Source organism: Streptomyces sp. NBRC 110028, from assembly GCF_001417735.1.
Taxonomy (GTDB): domain Bacteria; phylum Actinomycetota; class Actinomycetes; order Streptomycetales; family Streptomycetaceae; genus Streptomyces.
Map to the genome: position 1 here is coordinate 312,000 of NZ_BBUZ01000027.1, position 19,830 is coordinate 331,829.

Consider the following 19,830-nt stretch of genomic DNA (forward strand, 5'->3'; position numbering starts at 1 on the left):
TGTCCTGGTGCACTGCTTCTCCCGGTCACCTTCGATCGAGCCAGCGAGGTTTCCTTTTCGCCTGCCCGACGTGGCCCCGCTCATGACCGTTCACGCTAGTGGCGAATGACACCCCGGATTCGCGGAACTGTCCGGATTCGATGAAGTTTCCTCAAGCTCAGTATTCGGCGCCCCGGTGCTCCGGAAGTCTGCTGACGGTGGTCAGCTCGCCGTCGGCGGAGGCGAACAGCAGCGCCACGGCCAGGGCGCCCGGGTCGGGGACGCCGACGGAGTGGTCCCCGGTGTAACTGGCCCGCCCGCGCCGGGCCCGCAGATAGGCGGTGGCCCGCGCGCCGCGGTGGGCGGCCACCGCGGCGAGCCGCAGCGAGCGGGCCGGGTCGGCGGTCGACGGGCAGTCGGCGAGCGCCTTCGCGGCCGGGAGAAGGGCGTCGATCATGGTCTTGTCGCCGACCTCGGCCTCCCCGACCCGCTGGATCGCGGCCGTCCCGGCGGCGACCCCGGCGGCCAGTTCGCCGGTGCCCGGCGGGGTGGGGGCGGCCGCGGCGACCGCGTCGGCCAACTCCTGGAAGAACAGGCCGAACAGCGGGCCGCTGGTGCCGCCGACATCGTCGAGGAAGACCCGGGCGGCGGCGGCGAGCGGTGTCTCCGCGGTGTCCTGGCCGACCGAGGGGGTGGCCGACAGGCCGTCCAGGGCGCGCCGCACCCCGTCCATCCCGGTGGCCAGGTTCACGCCGAAGTCGCCGTCGCCCGCCTGCTGGTCGAGGGCGGTCAGCTCGGGCTCGACGGACCGTACGGTGGCGGCGAAACGCGTCAGCCAGGCGGTGACGGTGGCGCGGGTCAGGGACCGCGGGGCGGGGTTCGTGGACATGGTGCGGGGCTCCTTGCTGCGGGCGGGCGGGGGTCACAGGGGCCAGGCCGCGGTACGGGCGGGGGCGTCCCACAGCCGCAGCACCTCGTCGTCGGTGGCGAGCAGGGACAGCGAGAAGCCACGCATGTCGAGGGCGCTGACGAAGGTGCCGGTCAGGGACCGGTCGAGGGCCGTGCCCCGGGCGTCGAGGGCCTTGGCGAGGATGTGGTGGATCCCGTACAGCTCCAGGGAGGTGACCGAGCCCAGGCCGTTGACCAGCGCGAGGACCCGTGGCCGGGGGCCGTGGGGGAGCGCGGCCAGCAGCCGGTCCGTCATGGTTTCGACCAGCTTGCTGAGCGGCGCGTGCGGCACGGTCTTGTCGGCGCGCTCCCCGTGGATGCCCACGCCGAACTCCAGCACGTCCTCGGGCAGGTCGAAGGCCGGGGTCCCGGAGGCGGGGGTGGTGTGCGCGGCGGAGGCGACGGCGAGGCTGCGGGAGCGGCGGGTCAGATCGACGCCGAGCGCCACGAGCTCGTCCAGGCCGCGTCCCTCGTCGGCGGCGGCGCCGAGGACCTTCTCCACGATCAGGGTGGCGCCGGTGCCGCGCCGGCCGACGGCGATCTCGTCGGAGTCGGTGGCGAGGTCGTCGTCGATCAGCACCCGCTCGCAGCGGATGCCCTCGTGGTGGAGGCGTTCGGCGGCGATGCCGAAGTTGATGCGGTCACCCGTGTAGTTCTTGACCAGATGCAGGACGCCGTCGTCCCCGGCGACGGCACGGCTGGCCTCGAAGATCTGCCGGTTGTGCGGCGAGGCGAAGATCCGGCCGGGGCAGGCGGCGTCCAGCATCCCGGCGCCGACGAACCCGGCGTGCAGCGGCTCGTGGCCGGACCCGCCGCCGGAGACCAGCCCGACCCGGCGGGCGGGCGAGGCGGCACGGGCGCGGAAATACCCGTGGCCGGGATGGTGTTCGACGAGGGCGGCGTGGGCGGTGGCGAAACCGGCGTGCGCGTCGGGGACCAGTGATTCGGATGAGTCGGCGAAATACAGCGGCATGGTCGCGGCTCCCCTGGAGGAGTGGGACGGACAGGGGCACTGGCACCGATGGTCCGCCGCGCCGATGGACTCGTCGCGCCGACCGACCCCGAACGGAGTACACGCATAGGCCGGTCGTGCGACGGGGTAGGGCTGTTCACTGAAGACCGCGAACACACCACGGCACCCATCCGGCAGCCACCACGGCACCCACCCCACCGCACGACACGCACCGCGCACCCCCGGCTCCAAGGAGCCCGTCATGCCCCTCGACGACTTCGACCGCCACCCCCTGCTCTTCGGTCCCAGCCCCGTCCACCCCCTCGACCGCCTCAGCGACCACCTGGGAGGGCCCCGCATCTGGGCCAAGCGCGAGGACTGCAACAGCGGCCTGGCCTTCGGCGGCAACAAGACCCGCAAGCTGGAATACCTGGTGTCCGACGCGCTGCGGCAGGGCGCCGACACGCTGGTGAGCATCGGCGGAGTGCAGTCCAACCACACCCGACAGGTCGCCGCCGTGGCGGCCCGGCTGGGGCTGAAGGCTGTCCTGGTGCAGGAGAGCTGGGTGGACTGGCCCGACGCCGTCAACGACAAGGTCGGCAACATCCTGCTGTCCCGCATCATGGGGGCGCGGGTCCAACTGGTCGACGCCGGATTCGGCATCGGGTTCAAGGACAGCTGGACCCACGCCCTGGACGAGGTGCGCGCCGCGGGAGGCACGCCGTACCCGATCCCGGCCGGGGCCTCCGACCACCCACTGGGCGGGCTGGGCTTCGCCAACTGGGCGTACGAGGTCGAGCGGCAGGAGCGCGAGCTGGGTGTGTTCTTCGACACCATCGTCGTGTGCAGCGTCACCGGCTCCACCCAGGCCGGGATGATCGCGGGCTTCGCGGGCCAGGACCGCCCCCGCCGGGTGCTGGGCATCGACGGCTCCGCGAAGCCGGCCGAGACCCACGCCCAGGTGGAGAAGATCGCGCGGAACACCGCCGAGCTGATCGGCCTCGGCCGGGAGCTGCGCGACGAGGAGATCACCCTGCTGGAGGGCTGGGCCGGAGACGCCTACGGCGTCCCGGTGGACTCCACCCTCGACGCCATCCGCCTCACCGGCGGCCTGGAGGGCGTGATCCTCGACCCGGTCTACGAGGGCAAGTCCATGGCCGGGCTCATCTCTCGTACGCGACGGCGAGATCCCCAAGGACTTCACGGTGCTGTACGCGCACCTCGGGGGCCAGCCCGCGCTCAACGCGTACAGCGGCGCCTTCTAGGGGCCCCGCCCAGGAAGGTACGGCGGCGGGCGGTCGACCGCCGCCGAGCGGGTACCCGGGCCCGCGGACCACTCGTACGACCACTCGCACGACCACGAGGAGCACAGGTGACGGACCCGAACACCGGTGACGGGGGCGCCCCGCTGACCGGCTGCGTGACGCTGGTGACCGGAGCGTCCAGCGGCATCGGGGCGGCCACCGCCCGCCTGCTGGCCCGGCAGGGCGCCGATGTCGCGCTGGTCGCCCGCCGTACCGACCGGCTGGAGGAGCTGGCCTCCGGCATCCGGGACCTCGGCCGCGCCTGTGTGCCGCTGACCGCCGACCTGCGGGACGCGGCCCGGGCGCGGCGTTGCGTCGACGAGGCGGCCGAGCGGTTCGGGCGGCTGGACGTGCTGGTGAACAGCGCCGGGTTCGTGGCGGCCGCTGGGGTCGAGGAGAGCGACCCCGAGAACTGGGAGCGCATGGTCGACCTCAACCTGAAGGCCGTTCTGCACACCTCGCAGCGGGCGCTGCCGCATCTGCTGCGCGCGGCGGCGGAGGGCCCGCGCGGGGTCGCCGACCTGGTGACCATCAGCTCGGTCGCCGGCCGGATCGCGCGGCCGCGCAACAGCGTCTACTCGGCCACCAAGCACGCGGTCTGCGCGTTCAGCGAGGCGCTGCGCCAGGAGGTGACCGGGCGCGCCGTGCGGGTGGGGCTGGTCGAGCCCGGCATGACCACCACCGAGATGACCGACAACCCCACGACCGGGACCGTAGCCCGCGGGATGCCACGAGAGGACTGGCTGCGCGCCGAGGACGTCGCCCGCTCCATCGGCTTCATGGTCACCCAGCCCGCGCACGCCGCCGTCAACGAGATCCTGGTGCGCCCCACGGCCCAGGAACACTGATCCGTCAGTGTCCCCGGGCCGGTTTCCCCGGTCTACTTCCCCAGGGCCTTCTTCAGCTGGGACTTGTTCATCTGGGACCGGCCCTCGATGTTCCGGCGCTTGGCCTCGGCGTAGAGCTGATCCCGCGTGGGGCCCTCCGCCCCGGTGTGCGACCGTTTGCCGCCGCGCCGCGAGGACGACATGTCCTGGGTCGAGGTACGGCTCGCGCTGCGGGCCTCCCCGGAGCGGGCGCGCTCCTTGTTGACCGTACGCGCGGCCATCTCCTTGGCCCGGCGCCCGCTCGCGCCGCGCTCTTCCGCGCTCTCCTTGATGCGCTCGTACTGTCTCTCCCGCTTGGAGCTCGATCCCCTGGGCATGGTGTGCACCTTCTCTCCGGAGACAAGCACTACAGAGACAAGCACCACCATTTTCGCTCCGGACACCCGTCTCGCAACAGCGCTGCGGCCGCCCGCCACGCGTGATTGGGCCCATCAGGTGAGATGTGCTCCGGGGGCGGTCGGACCGCCCTGCTGGTGCTCGACCTGTCCCGCCTCGGATGACAGCGTGGGCCGACATGGAGCACAGCCCTGGACCGCAAAACGTGCGCGCGAGGCTGCTGCTGGCCAGCGCCACCATGCTCTTCGTCGAGCTGGCGCTGATCCGGTGGACCGGCGCCAATATCGTCCATCTGAGCTATTTCTCGAACTTCATCCTCCTGGGCTCGTTCCTCGGAATCGGCCTCGGTTTCCTCCTCCCCGCCGGGCGCGGGCAGTGGCTCACCCGCTGGGCGCCCATCCCGCTGGCCGTCCTGGTCGTCCTGGTCCGGGAGTTTCCCGTCCAGGTGCGGCAGTCCAGCGGCGAGGTCATCTACTTCACCGCCGTGAAGACCACCGGTCTGCCGCAGTGGGTCACCCTGCCCGTGCTCTTCGGGCTGACCGCGCTCATCATGGCGGCGATCGGCAAGATGACGGCCGACCAGTTCCGGCGGCTGCCGTCGCTGGAGGCGTACCGCTACGACCTGCTCGGCTCCCTCACCGGCTCGGTGTCCTTCGCGCTGCTGTCCTGGCTGCGCGCCCCGTCGGTGGTGTGGGGTGTGCTCGCGGCGCTGGCGATGCTGGTGCTGGGCGGGCGGCGCAACACCGTCCGGTACACCATTCCGCTGACCGTGATGGTGGTGGTGCTGGCCCTGGAGTCGGTGGCGAACGGCATCTCCTGGTCGCCGTACTACAAGATCGAGGTCAAGCGGTCGGCCTCGAAGGCCCGCGACTACAACATCGCCGCCAACGGTGTTCCGCACCAGTCCATCGCTCCGCTGAAGGCGCTGACGAAGCCCGGTTCGCCGTACGAGCAGCCCTACCGCGAGACCCCGCGCAACTCCCACCGCCGGGTGCTGGTCATCGGCGCGGGCAACGGCAACGACGTCGCCCTCGCCCTCGCCCACGGGGCCCGCCGGGTGGACGCCGTGGAGATCGACCCGAGGCTGCAGGAGATCGGCGCGTCCCTGCACCCGGCCCGCCCCTACGACAACCCCCGGGTGCATGTCCACATCAACGACGGGCGGGCCTTCCTGGAGCAGACCACCGCCCGCTACGACCTGATCGTCCTGGCGCTGCCGGACTCCCTGACCCTGGTGTCCGGGGCGAGCAACCTGCGCCTGGAGAGCTATCTGTTCACCCGGCAGGCGTTCGAGGCGGCCCATCGCCATCTGGCGCCCGGCGGCGCGTTCGCCATGTACAACTACTACCGGCAGAACTGGCTCATCGACCGCTTCGGCGGCACCCTCACCTCCGTCTTCGGGCACGCCCCCTGCATCACCCACTACGGCAACCAGCGGGCCGCGGTCCTCGTCGCGGGCGCCACCCCGGCGGCCCAGTCCTGCGGTGCCACGTGGAAGGCGTCCGGGCCGGTGCCGAAGGCCGCGAGCGACGACCATCCGTTCCCGTATCTGCTGCACCGCACCATTCCCACCCTCTACCTGGGGGTGCTGGGCGCGATCCTGCTGGTGACCCTGGCGTCGGTGCGGCTGACCGGGGTACGGCTGCGGCGGACCTTCGCTTACGCCGACATGTTCCTGCTCGGTGCCGCCTTCATGCTGCTCGAAACCAAGAACGTGATCGGCTTCGCGCTGTACTTCGGCACCACCTGGCTGGTCAACGCCATGGTGTTCGCCGGTGTCCTGCTGGCCGTCCTGTGCGCGGTCGAGGTACGGCGGCGCATCCGCCGGCTCAACCAGTCGGCGCTGCGGCTGCTGCTGTTCGCGTCGCTGGCCGTCTCCTGGCTCATCCCGGCGCATCTGGTGCTCGGACTGCCCTTCGCGGGGCGGCTCGCCGCCGCGATCGCGCTGGCCTTCGCGCCCATCTTCTGTGCCAACCTCATCTTCTCCGACCGGCTGGCGGTGGCCTCCGACCCCACGGCGGCCTTCGGCGCCAATCTGCTCGGCTCGCTGGTCGGCGGCACCCTCGAATATCTCGCGCTGGTCACCGGCTACCAGGCCCTGCTGCTCGTGGTGGCGGTGCTGTACGCGGGCGCCTGCGCCCTGATGCGCTTCACCCGGCCCGGTGCCGGCGAGCGCTCCGGACACGAGCCGGTCACCGTGCCCACCGCGCCACAGACCTGACCCCGGCAGGCGTCAGGCGACACCAGGCCGCCCCCGGTCCCATCCGCTTCACGGACCGGGGGCGGCCTGGTGTCTGTCACTCGAACATCACGTAGTCCGGCCGAGGCCGCAGGGCCAGCACCTCCTTCGGTGTCATCAGCCGGCTGACCTCGGCGTCCTCCTCGTAGAAGAGCTTGAAACCGGTGCGCAGGCCCTCCGGCTGGTCCTTGACCAACTGCCGCCAGGTGTCCCGCTTCATGCCCGGCGAGCCGATGCCGTCCGCGCTCTTGATCATGACGACGCCGGGCTGCTGGCGCAGCGCGGACTGGTCGCGGACCACGGACACCGCCACCTGGTGGAAGACCAGGGGCTTCTCCGGCAGATCGTGTTCCTCCACGATCCCGGACAGATAGCGCGCCACGTCGGTCAGCTCCTGCCCGCTGGTGTGACCGTAGGTGTCGCCCGGTGTCTCTCCCGGGCCCATGTCCCACTCGGGGTCCAGCGCTATGCCCACATCGGGCTCGACGAGCCACTTGCGCAGCGCCTTGACCTCGTCCAGTGCGGCGGCCCGGCCCGGCTGGATGTTGAGCAGCAGCATCGCGTCATGGCGCCGGGCCGCGGTGTGGAAGCGGCGGATGGTGTCCTCCGGGACACGGGTGCGATAGGTGCCGTCCGGTCCCGCGGAGCTGTTGGTCACGGTCGCGAGCAGTTCGAGGACCGGCAGCGGCTCCCGGTCGGCGGCGTAGTCGCGCGCGGTCTTCTCGATCTCCTTGACCCGCTGGTTCAGGTCGCCGGTACCGAGCCGGCCGAGTGCGGCGGCGCCGGGCAGTCCGCAGTAGCCCACCAGGCGGTACCGGGACAGATCCCGGCCGCCGCGCGGGAGTTCGGGCCGCCGCTTGGTCGGCCGCGGCGACGGTGAGGCCCGGTTGGCCGAGCCCGCGGCCGAGGTCTCGCGGCCCTCGGACGGCGCGGGACTCCTGGCCGGCTCGGCCCCCTCGGTGGTCTGCTCGCCACAGCCGGTGAGCAGAGCCAGACCGGCCGCCGCCGTCACCGAGAGCAGCCCCCGCCGGGTCGGCGGGGCGCTCTGTCCTCTGGTGTTCTCCCGGCTCCGCTCGGCGTCGGTGCCCTGACCTGGTGTCGTGTGCGCCACGTTCTCTCCGTCCGCGGGGCGAATGGTTTTTCCTCGTCCTCTGCGGCTTTCCGGCGGGAGCCACAATGAAACGACAGCGGTGGTCACCACTTACCTGACGTAACCCAGCTCCTTGTCGACCACATTGCGCAGCGGACGGCTCTCGGCCCGGCGGACCAGGTTGTCCAGGAACAGCTCGGCGAGGTCGTCGCGCCACCGGGTCACCTCACCCGCGGTGTGCGGGGAGACGATGACCCCCGGCAGCTCCCACAGCGGGGAGGCGGCGGGCAGCGGCTCCCGGGCGAACACGTCCAGCGCGGCGCCGGCCAGCCTGCCGCCGGACAGGGCGTCGACGAGGGCCGGCTCGTCCACCAGTTGGCCGCGCCCCACGTTGACCAGCCGGGCCCCGGGCTTCATGGCCGCCAGCACCGAGGCGTCCACCATGCCGTGGGTGGCCGGGGTGAGCGGGGCGGCCAGCACCACGTAATCGGCCTCGCCCAGCCCGGTGCGCAGGGTCGCCGGGCCGTGCACGGTGCCGAAGTCGGGGTCTTCCGCGCGGGGGCTGCGGCCCGCGCCGCTCACCCGCATGCCGACCGCGCGCAGCAGCCGGGCGACGGCCCGGCCGATGGACCCGGTGCCCCAGACCAGCACGGTGCGGCCGCCGACGCGCTCGCTGTCGCGCGGCCGCCACCGGCGGCCGCGCTGGTGGTCCCACATGCCGGGGAAGTCCTTGGCCAGGGACAGGATCAGCCCGAGGACGTATTCGGCGATGGGCTGGTCGTACACCCCGCGCGAGTTGGTGAGCACCACATCCGGGTTGCCGGTCAGCGCGGGAAACAGATACGGGTCCACCCCCGCGGCGGCCACATGCACCCAGCGGGGGGCCTTCGCGGGATCGCCGGGCCACGCGGCGGCGACGGCCGGGCTCAGCGGCCACCAGGCGAGCAGAACGTCCGCGCCGGGGAGGACCGCCGGCAGTTCCTCCTCGGTCGCGTACACGGTCCGCGCCAGCGACTCGATCCGCTCCCGGTTGTACGGCAGGTGGTCGTTGTACAGGACGATCAGCCGGTCACCCACGGCCGCCTCCCGACGGCTCGCTCAGGCCGCCCGGGGGCTCACACCGGAGTGTCATGACGGTTCTCCCGAGGTCAGGAAGGGCGCGGAACGGATTCCCCACACCCTGACCGCACCCGCGCGGAGGGGCAACGGGCACAGTGTCCGCTCCGGCGGGCCGTTGTGGACGCTGTGTCCCTCGCCCCGCCACGATCCGGGACCAAAGTCCTGCGCAGCCCCGGTGCGGACCGGGCGTACACAGTGTCCACCACGGGCCGGGCGATGGAACAGGATGGCCGTTGACGGTGCTGGGCGGCTGAACCATGGTGAGGGCCATCCATCCGCCCGTCATCTGCCCGTCCCCGGCAGCACACCCCGAGGCCCCCGCCGCGCACCGCACGAATGCTTGACGCCCGATGCCGCCCCGTGTGCCGCATCGCCCAGCGCCCTCAGCGCCTTAAGTGTCTCCTCGTCCCCAGGAGTCTCAAGCATGTCTTCGCCCCCCTCTTCGCACCCCGCCGAGAAAACCACCACAAGAGCCCGGAGTCTCGACGAAGCCCCCGTCACCGGCTTCCACCGCAGGATGGTCGCCGTCGCCATGGGCGGACCGTTCTGCGACGGCTATCTGCTGGGCATCATGGGCGTCGCCCTCAGCCTGATCACCCCGGCGCTCAGCCTGGACACCATGTGGGAAGGGCTGATCGCCGCCTCCGTCCTGGTCGGCGTCTTCATCGGAGGTGCGGTCTTCGGACCGATCACCGACCGGGTCGGCCGCCATCTGATGTATGTGCTCAACCTGATGACCTTCGTGGTCTTCTCCGCCCTGCAGTTCTTCGTCACCGAGGCGTGGCAGCTGCTGGTGCTGAGGCTGCTGATCGGCATCGCGATCGGCGCCGACTACCCGATCGCGTCGGCCCTGACCACCGAGCTGGTGCCGCGCAAGATACGCGGCCCGGCCCTGTCCGGGCTGGTCCTCGCCTGGTGGATCGGCTACGGCGTCAGCTTCTGGGTCGGCTGGCTGCTGCTGGGCACCGGCGACGACGCCTGGCGCTGGATGCTGGCCTCCGGCGCGGTCCCCGCCGTGATCTTCATGTTCTTCCGCACCGGAGTGCCCGAATCGCCCCGCTGGCTGGCCTCCCGCGGCCGGGTGGAGGAGGCCAAGGAGGTCGTGCGCCGCCATCTCCGCCAGGAGGTCAGCACCGAGGAACTGCTCGCCGAGAGCGGCCGGCCGCGGCGTGGCGGCTCGGGTCTGGGCAACCTGGTGGAGATCTTCCGCCGTGGCTACGCGGTCCCCGCCCTGTTCTGTTCGGTGTTCTGGATCTGCCAGGTGGCGCCCGCCTTCGCCGTACGGTCCTTCCAGCCGCAGATGCTGGAGTCGTTCGGGGTGGGCAGCACCTTCGGCGCCAGCGCGCTCATCACCACGATCGCGGTGGCGGGTACGGCGGTCGGGCTGCTCGTGGTCAATCGGATCGGCCGGCGGCCCCTCCTCATCGGCAGCTTCGCCTGCATCAACGTCTGCCTCATCGCCCTGATCGTGCTGCCCCTGCACTACGCGTTCCTGGTGGTCGCCCTCTTCGCCGGGTTCCAGTTCTTCGAGGCGGCGGGCAGCGGACTGCAGTTCGTCTACCCGAGCGAGCTGTTCCCCACCGACCTGCGCGCCACCGGCGTCGGCGTCGCCACCGCCATGAGCCGGGTCGGCTCCGCCTCCAGCACCTTCCTGCTCCCCATGCTCACCACCGACTTCGGCGTCCGCGGCACCCTCGCGATGGGCGTGGGCATCACCCTCATCGGCCTCGTGGCCTGCATCGTTCTCGCCCCCGAGACCAAGGACCTGGGCCTGGCGGAAGCCAGCCGCCGCACCTGAACCCCCTGAAAGGAAACCCCCATGCGCAAGCTCGTCTCCTTCGACTGCTACCGCACCCTCATCAACTTCGACACCCAGAGCGCCACCCACGAGATCGTCAAGGACCGGCTCGCCGAGTACGGCGTCGACCCCAAGCAGTTCCACCACGACGCGTACGTGATGCGTTTCCAGGGCGTCGTGGACCATTACCGCCCGTACCGGGAGACCGTCCGCCGCACCCTGCACAACGTCATGCTGCTGCACGGCCTGCCCTACCGCGACGAGGACGGCGAGGCACTGATCGAGGCCATCAAGCGGTTCAAGCCGTTCCGCGAGGTCCCCGACGCGCTGCGCCGCCTCAAGGGCGAATACGACATCGCCATCCTCTCCAACAGCGAGGACGACCTGATCACCTACGCCGTCGACGAGCTGGGCGTGGAGTGGGACTACGTCCTCACCGCCGAGCAGGCGGGCGCGTTCAAGCCGCTGCCGCAGGCCTTCGAATACCTCATGAAGGCCACCGGGCGGGGCCCCGCGGACATCATCCACACCGCCCAGGGCTGGGAGTACGACATCATGCCGACCAAGCGGTACGAGGGCATGCGGCGGATCTGGGTCAACCGGTACGGCTTCCCCGGTTCGGCCGCCTACCAGCCGTACGAGGAGATCAAGGACCTGTCCGAGCTGCCCGGCCTGCTCGGCGTCTGACCCGGCTCCCGGCCGTCCCCACACCGCGAGAGGACCCCATGTCCGCCACCACGGCACCGGTCAACGGGCGCGTCGCCCACTGGTTCGCCGAACTGCCCGCCCCCCGCCCGGCGCTGCCCGGCGACCGCGACGCCGACGTGTGCGTCGTGGGCGCCGGAATGACCGGGCTGTGGACCGCCTACTACCTCAAGCAGGCCGACCCGTCGCTGCGCATCACGGTCCTGGAAGCCGAATTCGCCGGCTTCGGAGCCTCCGGCCGCAACGGCGGCTGGGCCTCCGGCCTCATCCCCGGCGCCCGCGACCGGCTGGCCCGCACCTACGGCCGCGACGCCGTCCTGGACTGGCAGCGGGCCATGAACGAGGCCGTGGACGAGGTCATCGCCGTCGCCGCGCGCGAGGGCATCGACGCCGACATCGTCAAGGGCGGCACCCTGCGCGTCGCCCGCACCCCCGCCCAGGCCACCCGGCTGCGGCACAAGACCGAGCAGGACCACGAGTGGGGGGTGCCGGAATCCGTCCTGCTCACCCCCGCGGAGTCCGCCCGGCACATCGCCATCGACGGGGTCACGGCGGGCGCGTACACCCCGCACTGCGCCCGGCTGCAGCCCGCGGCCCTGGTGCGGGGGCTCGCCGAGACGGTGGAACGGCTCGGCGTCACGATCTACGAGAAGTCCCCCGTCACCGCCATCGAGCCGGGCCGCGCGCTCACCGCACACGGCACGGTCCGCGCCCCGGTGGTGCTCCGCGCGACCGAGGGCTTCACCGCCTCCCTCAAGGGACTGCGGCGGGCCTGGCTCCCGATGAACAGCTCGATGATCGTCACCGAACCGCTGCCCGAGGAGATCTGGAAGGAGATCGGCTGGGAGGGCCGGGAAACCCTCGGCGACACCGCGCACGGCCACATGTACGCCCAGCGCACCCCGGACGACCGGATCGCGATCGGCGGGCGCGGCGTGCCGTACCGCTTCGCCTCCCGCACCGACGACTCGGGCCGGGTCAGCGATCGTACGATTCTCCAGCTCACCCGGACCCTCCAGCGGATGCTGCCGCAGACCACCGGCGCCCGGGTCGACCACGCCTGGTGCGGGGTCCTCGCCGTACCCCGCGACTGGTCGGCCACCGTCGGCCTGGACCGGGCCACCGGCGTCGGCTGGGCGGGCGGCTACGTCGGCCACGGTGTCACCTCCACCAACCTGGCCGCCCGCACCCTCACCGACCTGGTGCTGAAGCGGGACACCCGGCTGACCCGGCTGCCCTGGACCGGGCACCGCCCGGGCACCTGGGAGCCGGAGCCGTTCCGCTGGCTCGGGGTGCGCGGACTGTACGTCGCCTACCGGCTGGCGGACCGGCACGAGGCGGGCGGCCGCACCCGTACCTCGCCCATCGCCACCGTCGCCGACCTCATCGCCCGCCGGCCCTGAGATCCTGGAGTCCCGGCGCCCCGCCTCCCCGGGGGCCGCCGGGACGTCCCGGACATCCGCCCGCCACCGCGGGCACAGCGCAGGGAGGGAGCGGGCCGGATGGCATTGCTCACCGTCGCCGACGTACTGCGGCTGCCCGTGATCGCCGCGGGGCTGCCCCGGGTCATGGCCGGCGAGGACCGGCTGAACCGCCCCGTGCGATGGGTCCACGTCACCGAACTGCTGGACCCGGCGTCGTTCCTGGAGGGCGGCGAGCTGGTGCTCACCACCGGCATGCCCCAGCCCAACGACCCCACCCGGCTGCGCGGCTACGCCGACCAACTCGCCGACGTCGGCGCGGCGGGGCTGGTCGTGGAGCTGGGCCGCCGCTACCAGCAGGTGCCCCCGGATCTGGTGGCCGCCTGCCGGGCCCGGGACCTGCCGCTGATCGTGCTCTCCCACGGCATCCGGTTCATCGAGGTCACCCAGACCGTCCACGCGCTGATCCTGGACGCCCAGGGCGAACTGCTGCGCCGCTCCCACCAGGTCCACGAACTCTTCACCGACCTGACCCTGCGCGGCGCCCGGCCCGAGGAACTGGTCCAGGTCGCGGCCGACCTGATGGGACGGTCGGTGGTGCTGGAGAACCTGGTGCACCACGCCATGATCGTCTGTACGGCGGGCCCTCCCGGCGGCCAGATACTGCAGGCGTGGCAGCGCCGCTCCCGCGCCACGCCCACCCCCGACCACACGGCGCCCAGCGGACCCGAGGGCTGGCTGGTGGCCCCCGTCGAACACGCCGGGCAGCGCTGGGGGCGCCTGGTCGCGCTGCCCGGCCAGACCGGCCCGGCCTCCGGACCCGAGCACACCCTGATCCTCCGGCGCGCCGCCACCGCCCTCACCCTGGCCCGGATGACCGGCCACACCCAGTGGGACCGGCAGGCCCGCGCCTCGGCCCTGCTGGAGCTGCGGCACGCACAACCCCTGAGCCGCACCGAGTCCCGCATCCGGGTCGAGGCCCTCGGCCTGCCGACCGTCGGCCACCTCTTCATCGCCCTGGCTCTTCGCCACCGGCCCGACGCCGCCGACCGCGCCGACCTCGACAGCCGGGTCGGGGATGACCTGCGCGGCGCCGGAATCCACGCCCTGGTCGGCAGGCTCTCCCCGGACCGCACCGGCGTCCTGCTCACCCTGCCGCTCGCCGCCGCGTGGCAGCCCGTCGTGGAGCGCATCGGCCGGGTCACCGAGGAGACGCTCGGCGAGGAAGCCGTCCTCGCGGTCGGCCCCGGCGTGACCGCGCTCGACCAGGTGGCGCGGTCGTTCCGGCAGGCCGAGGAGGTCGCGGACGCCATCGGCCCGAGCACGCCGCGGCGCCCGTTCCACGTGTCCGCGGACCTCGGGCTGCCGGAACTGCTGTACACCCTGCGCGGCGACACCCGCGTCCAGAACTATGTGGAGCGGCAGCTCGGCCGGCTGATGCAGCACGACGAACGGCACGGCGGCGACCTGCTGGCCATCCTGCGCCAGTACCTCGACGCCGCGGGCAACAAATCGGTCGCCGCCAAACAGGCCGGACTGTCCCGGCAGGCCTTCTACCAGCGCCTGCACACCATCGAGCGGCTGGTCGGCGGCCACCTGGAGTCCGGCGCCGAGCGCTCACGGCTCCACGTCGCCGTCATGGCCCTGGACACCCTGAACCCCGCGCCGCCTACCGCGCGGTGAGGACGCGGACCGGCTCCCCCGCGAGATAGGCGCGGATGTCCTCCACCGCGTCGCGGTAGTAGCCCTCGTAGTTGCGCCGGGTCACATAGCCCAGATGCGGGGTGCCGAGCAGATTCGGCAGCGTACGGAACGGGTGCTCCGGCCCCAGCGGCTCCTCGTCGAACACATCGACCCCCGCGCCCGCGATCCAGCCGCCCCGCAGGGCGTCCGCGAGCGCCGCCTGGTCCACGATGGCCGCGCGGGAGGTGTTCACGAGATACGCCGTGGGGCGCATCCGCCGCAGCTCCGGCTCACCGAGCAGCCCCCGGGTGCGGTCGCCGAGCACCAGATGCACCGAGACCACATCGCTGGTCTCCAGCAACTCCTCCAGGGAGGAGACGAACCCGACGCCCTCCGCCGCCGCCCGCGCAGGTGTGAGGTTCTGGCTCCAGGCGGCCACGTCCATGCCGAACGCCTGGCCGATCCGCGCCACCTTGGTGCCGATCTTGCCCAGGCCCAGCAGGCCGAGCCGACGGCCGTGCAGATCCATGCCGACCGTGCTCTGCCACGGCCCGCCGTTCCGCAGCGCCGTGCTCTCCGCCACCAGGTGGCGGGCCAGACCGAGGATCAGCGCCCAGGTCAGCTCGACGGGCGGCTCGGAGGAGCTGGCCGTGCCGCACACGGTGACCCCGTGCCGGGCGGCCGCCTCCAGATCGACGGACGCGTTGCGCATCCCGGTGGTGACGAGCAGCCTGAGCCGGGGCAGCCGGGCGAACAGCTCCGCGGGGAACGGGGTGCGCTCCCGCATGATGACCACGATCTCGCAGTCCCCGATCGCCTCGGCCAGCGCCTCCCGGTCGGTGAAGTGGCGCTGGTGCGACACCACCTCCACCGCGTCCCGGACACCCGACCAGTCGGCCGAGGACAGGGCCACGTCCTGGAAGTCGTCGAGCACGGCACAGCGCAGTTTCATCATTCCACCTCGGGCTCTTCCAACAGGTCCGTGCAGGTACGTTGTTTCTACCACCCACGGGGAAAGGGTCCTGGTGCGATACATCATCATCGGAGCGGGCGCGGTCGGCGGATCGATCGGCGCCCGGCTCCACCTCGCCGGTCACGACGTCGTCCTGGTGGCGCGCGGCGCGCACCACGAGGCGCTGCGCGAACGCGGACTGCGCTTCACGGCGCCCGAGTCCACCCACGAGGTCCCGGCGCCCGCCGCCACCGGGCCCGAGGGCGTCGAACTGGGCCCCGACGACGTGCTCGTCCTCGCCGTGAAGACCCAGGACAGCGCGGCGGCGCTGGACGCCTGGGCGCCGCGCCCGGTCACCGGCGGCGGCACCGCGGGGGAGCGGCTGCCGCTGCTGTGCGCCCAGAACGGGGTGGAGAACGAGCGGTTGGCGCTGCGCCGCTTCCGCCGGGTCTACGGCGTGTGCGTCTGGATGCCCTCGACCTACCTGGAGCCGGGGCTGGTCGCCGCGCCGTGTGCCCCGTACACCGGGATCCTCAGCCTGGGCCGCTATCCGTCCGGAGCGGACGACACCGTCCGGCGGGTGGCCGCGGACCTGGAGAAGTCCGTGTTCCTCGCGCCGGTCGTACCGGACGTGATGCGCTGGAAGTACGCCAAGCTCATCAACAACCTCGTCAACGCCGTCGAGGCGATCTGCGGGCCGCTCGTCTCGGACGAGGCCCAGGCCCTCGGCGCCCGGGCGAAGGCCGAGGGGGTCGCGGTCCTCGACGCCGCGGGCATCGCCCACGCCGACGCCGCCGAACAGGCCGCGCTCCGCTCCGGAAAGGTGGAGATACGGCCCGCCGACGGCGTGGAGCGCGGTGGCGGCTCCTCGTGGCAGAGCCTGACCCGGGGGACCGGCACCATCGAGGCGGACTACCTCAACGGCGAGATCGTGCTCCTCGCACGCGAACACGGCATCCCGGCCCCGGTCAACGAGACGCTGCAGCGGATCGCGGGCGCCTGCGCCCGGGAACGCCGCGCGCCGGGCAGCATGACTCCCGAAGCGCTGACCGCCCTCATCGACGCCGCAGCGTCTCCCCCAACACCTCGGTGAACTCCGCCGGGTGCTCACTGAGCCCCGTGTGACCGCCGGGGAAGTCCACGACCCCGGTGCCCAGCCGCTCGGCGAGCGCCACCGCCGGGCGGTACAGCAGCAGCCCGCGGGAGTCCCGGCCGCCGGCCGGGACCAGCCGCTCCGATACGGCCGCCAGCGCCTCCACATCCGGGACGTGGCCGGTGAACGGGCACAGGATGTGCTCCAGGAAATACGGGAAGTTGGCCATCATCCGGTCGATCGCCTCGGCCGGACGCGGCGGGGGCCGCACCCCGCGATCCAGCTTCGCCGCCGCCCCTTCCGCCGGGCCGGTCCCCGCGGACATCACCGCCACCGCGGCCCCGATGCCCTCGCGGCGGTACGCCTCGCGCACCTCGGCGAAGAACGCCCGCTGCTTCTCGGCATCGGGCAGCAGTTCCACCAGCGGCGGCTCGTGGGCGACGGCCAGCCGCACCCGCTCCGGGTGACGCGCCAGCAGGTCCACCGCGGCGATCGCGCCTGAGCTGCAGCCGACCACGTACGCCGGTTCGCCGTCCGGCGCCACCGCGTCGAGCAGCAGGAACGCGTCCTCGCTGTGCACTTCGACCCGCTGGTCGCCGCGCGGTCCGTCGAGCGGGCTGCGCGACATGCCGCGCGGATCGTAGGACACCACCGTGTACCGGTCGGCGAGGGCCGGGGCCACGTGGTCGTAGGAGGCGGCGTCACCGGCCCCGCCCGGGATCAGCAGCAGCACCGGACCGGTGCCGCGCACCTCGTAATGGAGCGTGGCGCCGGGCACCTTCAGGGTGCCGGCCTTCGGATCGTTCATGGTGTGCGTCGCCTTCTCTTCGTCGGCCGCGCCGGTGACGCGCCCCGTATCCCCGCCCTCACCAGCGGAACCTCTCGGGCTCCAGGCGCGTTTCACGGTATCCGGGTGGTGTGGGGGGCGCGCGGTGTTTTTCACGCCTGATGTGTCGTCATCACGACGCGCGCCACCACTCCTGCGGATGACACGGCCGGTCTGACAAGGGGGTTCGTGCCACGTGACTTCATGGAAAGTTGGCTGCTCCGTAGCCGTCAAGGCGGTCCGAGTTGTTTTGCGTGGTGGCACACAGGGCACCGCACACACCTAACAGCAGGCATAATCGCAGCAACGATGGGCGCAGACGCCCAGAAAGGGGACGAAGCGATGGCGAACGCGCTGAGTGCCGACAACAGTGTGGGCTCGACGATCGAGGCACTGAAGGCAGAACTTCCGCAGCTGGAGAAGCAACAGGAGGCCCTCAAGGGTGATTTGGACGCCGTCACCCAGCGGTTGGAGGTGGTCAGCACGGCGCTGAGCAGCCTTCAGGCCCTGTCGGGAGCCGCCGCGCTCCCGCAGACCGCCAACGGCGACATCGCGGAGGCGAAGCCGAAGCCGGTGTCCGAGAACACCGCCACCGCCGCGGACGCGGCCACCGAGGCCGAGCCGAAGGCGGCAGCCGAGGCGGCGGCGACCCGGACGCCCGCCGCCACGCGCAAGGCCGCCATCGGCCGGCAGCGCAGCAAGGCCAAGTCCACCGCGGGCGGCCGGACCGCGAAGACCGCCACCAAGGCCGCGGCCAAGAAGACCGCCGCCAAGAAGCCCGCCGCCAAGAAGGCGGCGGCCAAGGACACCACCAAGGACACCACCAAGGACACCACCAAGGCCACCGCCAAGGCGGCCACCAAGGCGGCCAAGGCCACCGACAAGAGCGCCCAGACGAGCGAGAAGGCCACCGCCAAGGCCACCGAGAAGACGGCCAAGGCGGCGGGCACCTCCTCCGAGCGCTCCACCGGGCTCGCCGAGTCGGTGCTCGGCTGCCTGAAGAAGGCGGGCCGTCCGATGCGCGCGTCCGAGGTCAACGAGGCGCTGGGCCGCGACGAGACGCGCACCAACGTGAACTCGGTGCGCAACACGCTGGAGCGGCTGCGCACGACGGAGCGGGCCAAGCGTTCCGGGCGTGGCCTGTACGAGGCCGCGGCCACCAGCTGACCGCCGCTGTCCCGCCAGTGTGCCGCCACCTCATCGGTAGCGGGGGCGGAAGTGGCCTTGGGAGAGGGTGGGCCCGGACGGGTCGGCGGCTGTGCGGGCGCCGAAGCCGCGGTCCACCCACTCCTTCACGAGGACGTCACCGCGGCCAGCCGGGCGGTGACATCGGCGGGGTCGGGGGCGAACAGCCGTCGGCCCGCCGCGATGCGGCGTTCGCGGGGCTCCGAGGGCGCGGTGAGCGCGTCGAGCAGACGCAGCAGTTCCCCCGAGTCCGCCGCGTGGTCCGTCAGGCCGAGGGCGGCCATCCGGCGGACCCCCTCGCGCCCATGGCCCGGGATGGGGCGGTAGCCCACCACCGGGACTCCGGTGGCCAGTGCCTCCAACGCGGTCTGTCCGGCGGCGTTGTCCACCAGCGCCCGCGTGGCGGCCAGCAGCCCGGGCAAGTCCGGCTCCCAGCCGAGGGCCATCACCCCGGGCCACCGGGACAGCCGGTGGCGCAGCCGTTCGTCCCGGCCGCACAGCGCCACCGGAAGATAGCCCGCGGCGGACAGCAGCCGTGCGGTGGCCGTCAGCCGCGTACCGGCGCCCCAGGCCCCGGCGGACAGGGCCACCGGCGGCCGGCCGGGGGTGTGGGCGTCGAAGCGGCGCCGCCAGCCCGCCGCTCCGGGCGCCGGGCCGAGGAAGCGCTCCGCCACCAGCGGGCCGGTGGCCAGCGCGGGCCGGCCGAGGCTCCGCCGTATGTGTTCGGCGGCGTCCTCGGTGACGCACAGATGCAGATCGTTGCCCGGGTGCAGCCACTGGCGGTGCACCGCGAAATCGGTGACCACCACCGCGCTCGGCACCGTCAGCGTCCCACGGGCCCGCAGCCGGCCGGTGAGCTGGGCGGCGAGGTGGAAGACGGGCACCACCGCCGCCGGTCGCAGCCGCTCGGTCAGCGCCAGCAGCCGGGCCTCGGCGAGCGCCGCCAGTGGCGCGGTGCCGGGCCGTGGCCCCCTGCCGGGGCCGGGAGCGGGGCCGGGGCCGGGCTGGAAGAACGCCCGGTAGATGCCCGCGTAGACCACCGGGGCCCGGCGCACCGCCGTCCGGTAGAACGCCCGCAGCCCCGGCCCGACCCCGGCGGGCAGCAGGGCCAGCACATCCACCCGGTCCGCCCGGTGTCCCGCGCGCTCCAGTCGGCGCACCAACTCGGCGGCGACCGCGTCGTGCCCGGCCCCCATGCTCGCGCTCACCACGAGAAAACGCTGCGACGGCAGGCGCATGCTCACCTCCGATGGTGCGAGGCGCGGCCGCTCATGGCTCACTGGAGGTATCCGCTCCGCGTGCCGTCAAACCGC

General features: G+C 72.6%; 16 protein-coding genes and 1 pseudogene. 9 read left to right on the forward strand and 8 right to left on the reverse strand.

The features are described from left to right. Nucleotides 1–157: 157 nt before the first annotated feature. Both dhaL and ASC60_RS18615 read right to left on the reverse strand, forming a co-directional pair. Nucleotides 158–868, reverse strand: a complete 711-nt coding sequence (dhaL, locus tag ASC60_RS18610) for a dihydroxyacetone kinase subunit DhaL (protein ID WP_055552281.1) — start codon at nt 866–868, stop codon at nt 158–160. A 33-nt stretch (nt 869–901) separates the two neighbouring features. Then, complete coding sequence (locus tag ASC60_RS18615; RefSeq protein WP_055552284.1) at nt 902–1,900, reverse strand: dihydroxyacetone kinase subunit DhaK; 999 nt, start codon at nt 1,898–1,900, stop codon at nt 902–904. Nucleotides 1,901–2,141: 241 nt separating this feature from the next. On the opposite strand from ASC60_RS18615, the pseudogene ASC60_RS18620 reads away from it, so the two are divergent. Both ASC60_RS18620 and ASC60_RS18625 read left to right on the forward strand, forming a co-directional pair. Then, nucleotides 2,142–3,144, forward strand: a pseudogene (locus ASC60_RS18620) (1-aminocyclopropane-1-carboxylate deaminase). 164 nt (nt 3,145–3,308) lie between these two features. Next, on the forward strand, nt 3,309–4,031 hold the full coding sequence (locus ASC60_RS18625; RefSeq protein WP_370592940.1) for an SDR family oxidoreductase: 723 nt from the start codon (nt 3,309–3,311) through the stop codon (nt 4,029–4,031). 32 nt (nt 4,032–4,063) lie between these two features. Here the strand turns inward: ASC60_RS18625 and ASC60_RS18630 are convergent, their stop codons facing one another. After that, nucleotides 4,064–4,387 (reverse strand): hypothetical protein, encoded by a 324-nt coding sequence (locus tag ASC60_RS18630; protein ID WP_055552504.1) that lies wholly within the window; start codon nt 4,385–4,387, stop codon nt 4,064–4,066. A gap of 224 nt (nt 4,388–4,611) precedes the next feature. On the opposite strand from ASC60_RS18630, the gene ASC60_RS18635 reads away from it, so the two are divergent. Then, on the forward strand, nt 4,612–6,627 hold the full coding sequence (locus ASC60_RS18635; RefSeq protein WP_234357009.1) for a spermidine synthase: 2,016 nt from the start codon (nt 4,612–4,614) through the stop codon (nt 6,625–6,627). A gap of 76 nt (nt 6,628–6,703) precedes the next feature. On the opposite strand, the gene ASC60_RS18640 is transcribed toward ASC60_RS18635, so the two are convergent. Beyond that, nucleotides 6,704–7,756, reverse strand: coding sequence for a hypothetical protein (locus tag ASC60_RS18640; protein ID WP_234357010.1), 1,053 nt, complete (start codon nt 7,754–7,756; stop codon nt 6,704–6,706). A gap of 90 nt (nt 7,757–7,846) precedes the next feature. Next, complete coding sequence (locus ASC60_RS18645; RefSeq protein ID WP_055552292.1) at nt 7,847–8,812, reverse strand: D-2-hydroxyacid dehydrogenase; 966 nt, start codon at nt 8,810–8,812, stop codon at nt 7,847–7,849. Between the two features lie 466 nt (nt 8,813–9,278). Between ASC60_RS18645 and ASC60_RS18650 the strand changes: the two genes are divergently transcribed. From ASC60_RS18650 to ASC60_RS18665, 4 genes are all read left to right on the forward strand, one after another. Next, a complete protein-coding gene (locus ASC60_RS18650) occupies nt 9,279–10,652 on the forward strand; it encodes an MFS transporter (RefSeq protein WP_055552294.1) in 1,374 nt (457 codons plus the stop codon). A gap of 21 nt (nt 10,653–10,673) precedes the next feature. Then, on the forward strand, nt 10,674–11,339 hold the full coding sequence (locus ASC60_RS18655; RefSeq protein ID WP_055552296.1) for an HAD-IA family hydrolase: 666 nt from the start codon (nt 10,674–10,676) through the stop codon (nt 11,337–11,339). 38 nt (nt 11,340–11,377) lie between these two features. Continuing rightward, nucleotides 11,378–12,760 (forward strand): FAD-binding oxidoreductase, encoded by a 1,383-nt coding sequence (locus ASC60_RS18660; RefSeq protein WP_055552298.1) that lies wholly within the window; start codon nt 11,378–11,380, stop codon nt 12,758–12,760. Nucleotides 12,761–12,859: 99 nt separating this feature from the next. Further along, nucleotides 12,860–14,461 carry a PucR family transcriptional regulator gene (locus ASC60_RS18665; protein WP_055552299.1) on the forward strand — a complete coding sequence of 534 codons (1,602 nt, stop codon included), beginning with the start codon at nt 12,860–12,862 and terminating at the stop codon, nt 14,459–14,461. Here ASC60_RS18665 and ASC60_RS18670 read toward each other — a convergent pair. Beyond that, nucleotides 14,448–15,413, reverse strand: coding sequence for a D-2-hydroxyacid dehydrogenase family protein (locus ASC60_RS18670; RefSeq protein ID WP_055552301.1), 966 nt, complete (start codon nt 15,411–15,413; stop codon nt 14,448–14,450). The genes ASC60_RS18665 and ASC60_RS18670 overlap by 14 nt on opposite strands. Before the next feature lie 73 nt (nt 15,414–15,486). Here ASC60_RS18670 and ASC60_RS18675 point away from each other — a divergent pair, with 73 nt between their 5' ends. Beyond that, nucleotides 15,487–16,506, forward strand: coding sequence for a ketopantoate reductase family protein (locus ASC60_RS18675; RefSeq protein WP_055552303.1), 1,020 nt, complete (start codon nt 15,487–15,489; stop codon nt 16,504–16,506). On the opposite strand, the gene ASC60_RS18680 is transcribed toward ASC60_RS18675, so the two are convergent. Next, on the reverse strand, nt 16,469–17,314 hold the full coding sequence (locus ASC60_RS18680; protein WP_055552305.1) for an alpha/beta fold hydrolase: 846 nt from the start codon (nt 17,312–17,314) through the stop codon (nt 16,469–16,471). The two genes, ASC60_RS18675 and ASC60_RS18680, sit on opposite strands and share 38 nt — an antisense overlap. 360 nt (nt 17,315–17,674) lie before the next feature. On the opposite strand from ASC60_RS18680, the gene ASC60_RS18685 reads away from it, so the two are divergent. Continuing rightward, the gene (locus ASC60_RS18685; RefSeq protein WP_063787159.1) at nt 17,675–18,499 is read left to right on the forward strand and encodes a hypothetical protein; all 825 of its coding nucleotides are present in this window, start codon (nt 17,675–17,677) and stop codon (nt 18,497–18,499) included. 125 nt (nt 18,500–18,624) lie between these two features. Here ASC60_RS18685 and ASC60_RS18690 read toward each other — a convergent pair whose 3' ends face one another. Next, a complete protein-coding gene (locus tag ASC60_RS18690) occupies nt 18,625–19,755 on the reverse strand; it encodes a galactosyldiacylglycerol synthase (protein WP_055552307.1) in 1,131 nt (376 codons plus the stop codon). Between the last annotated feature and the right edge of the window lie 75 nt (nt 19,756–19,830).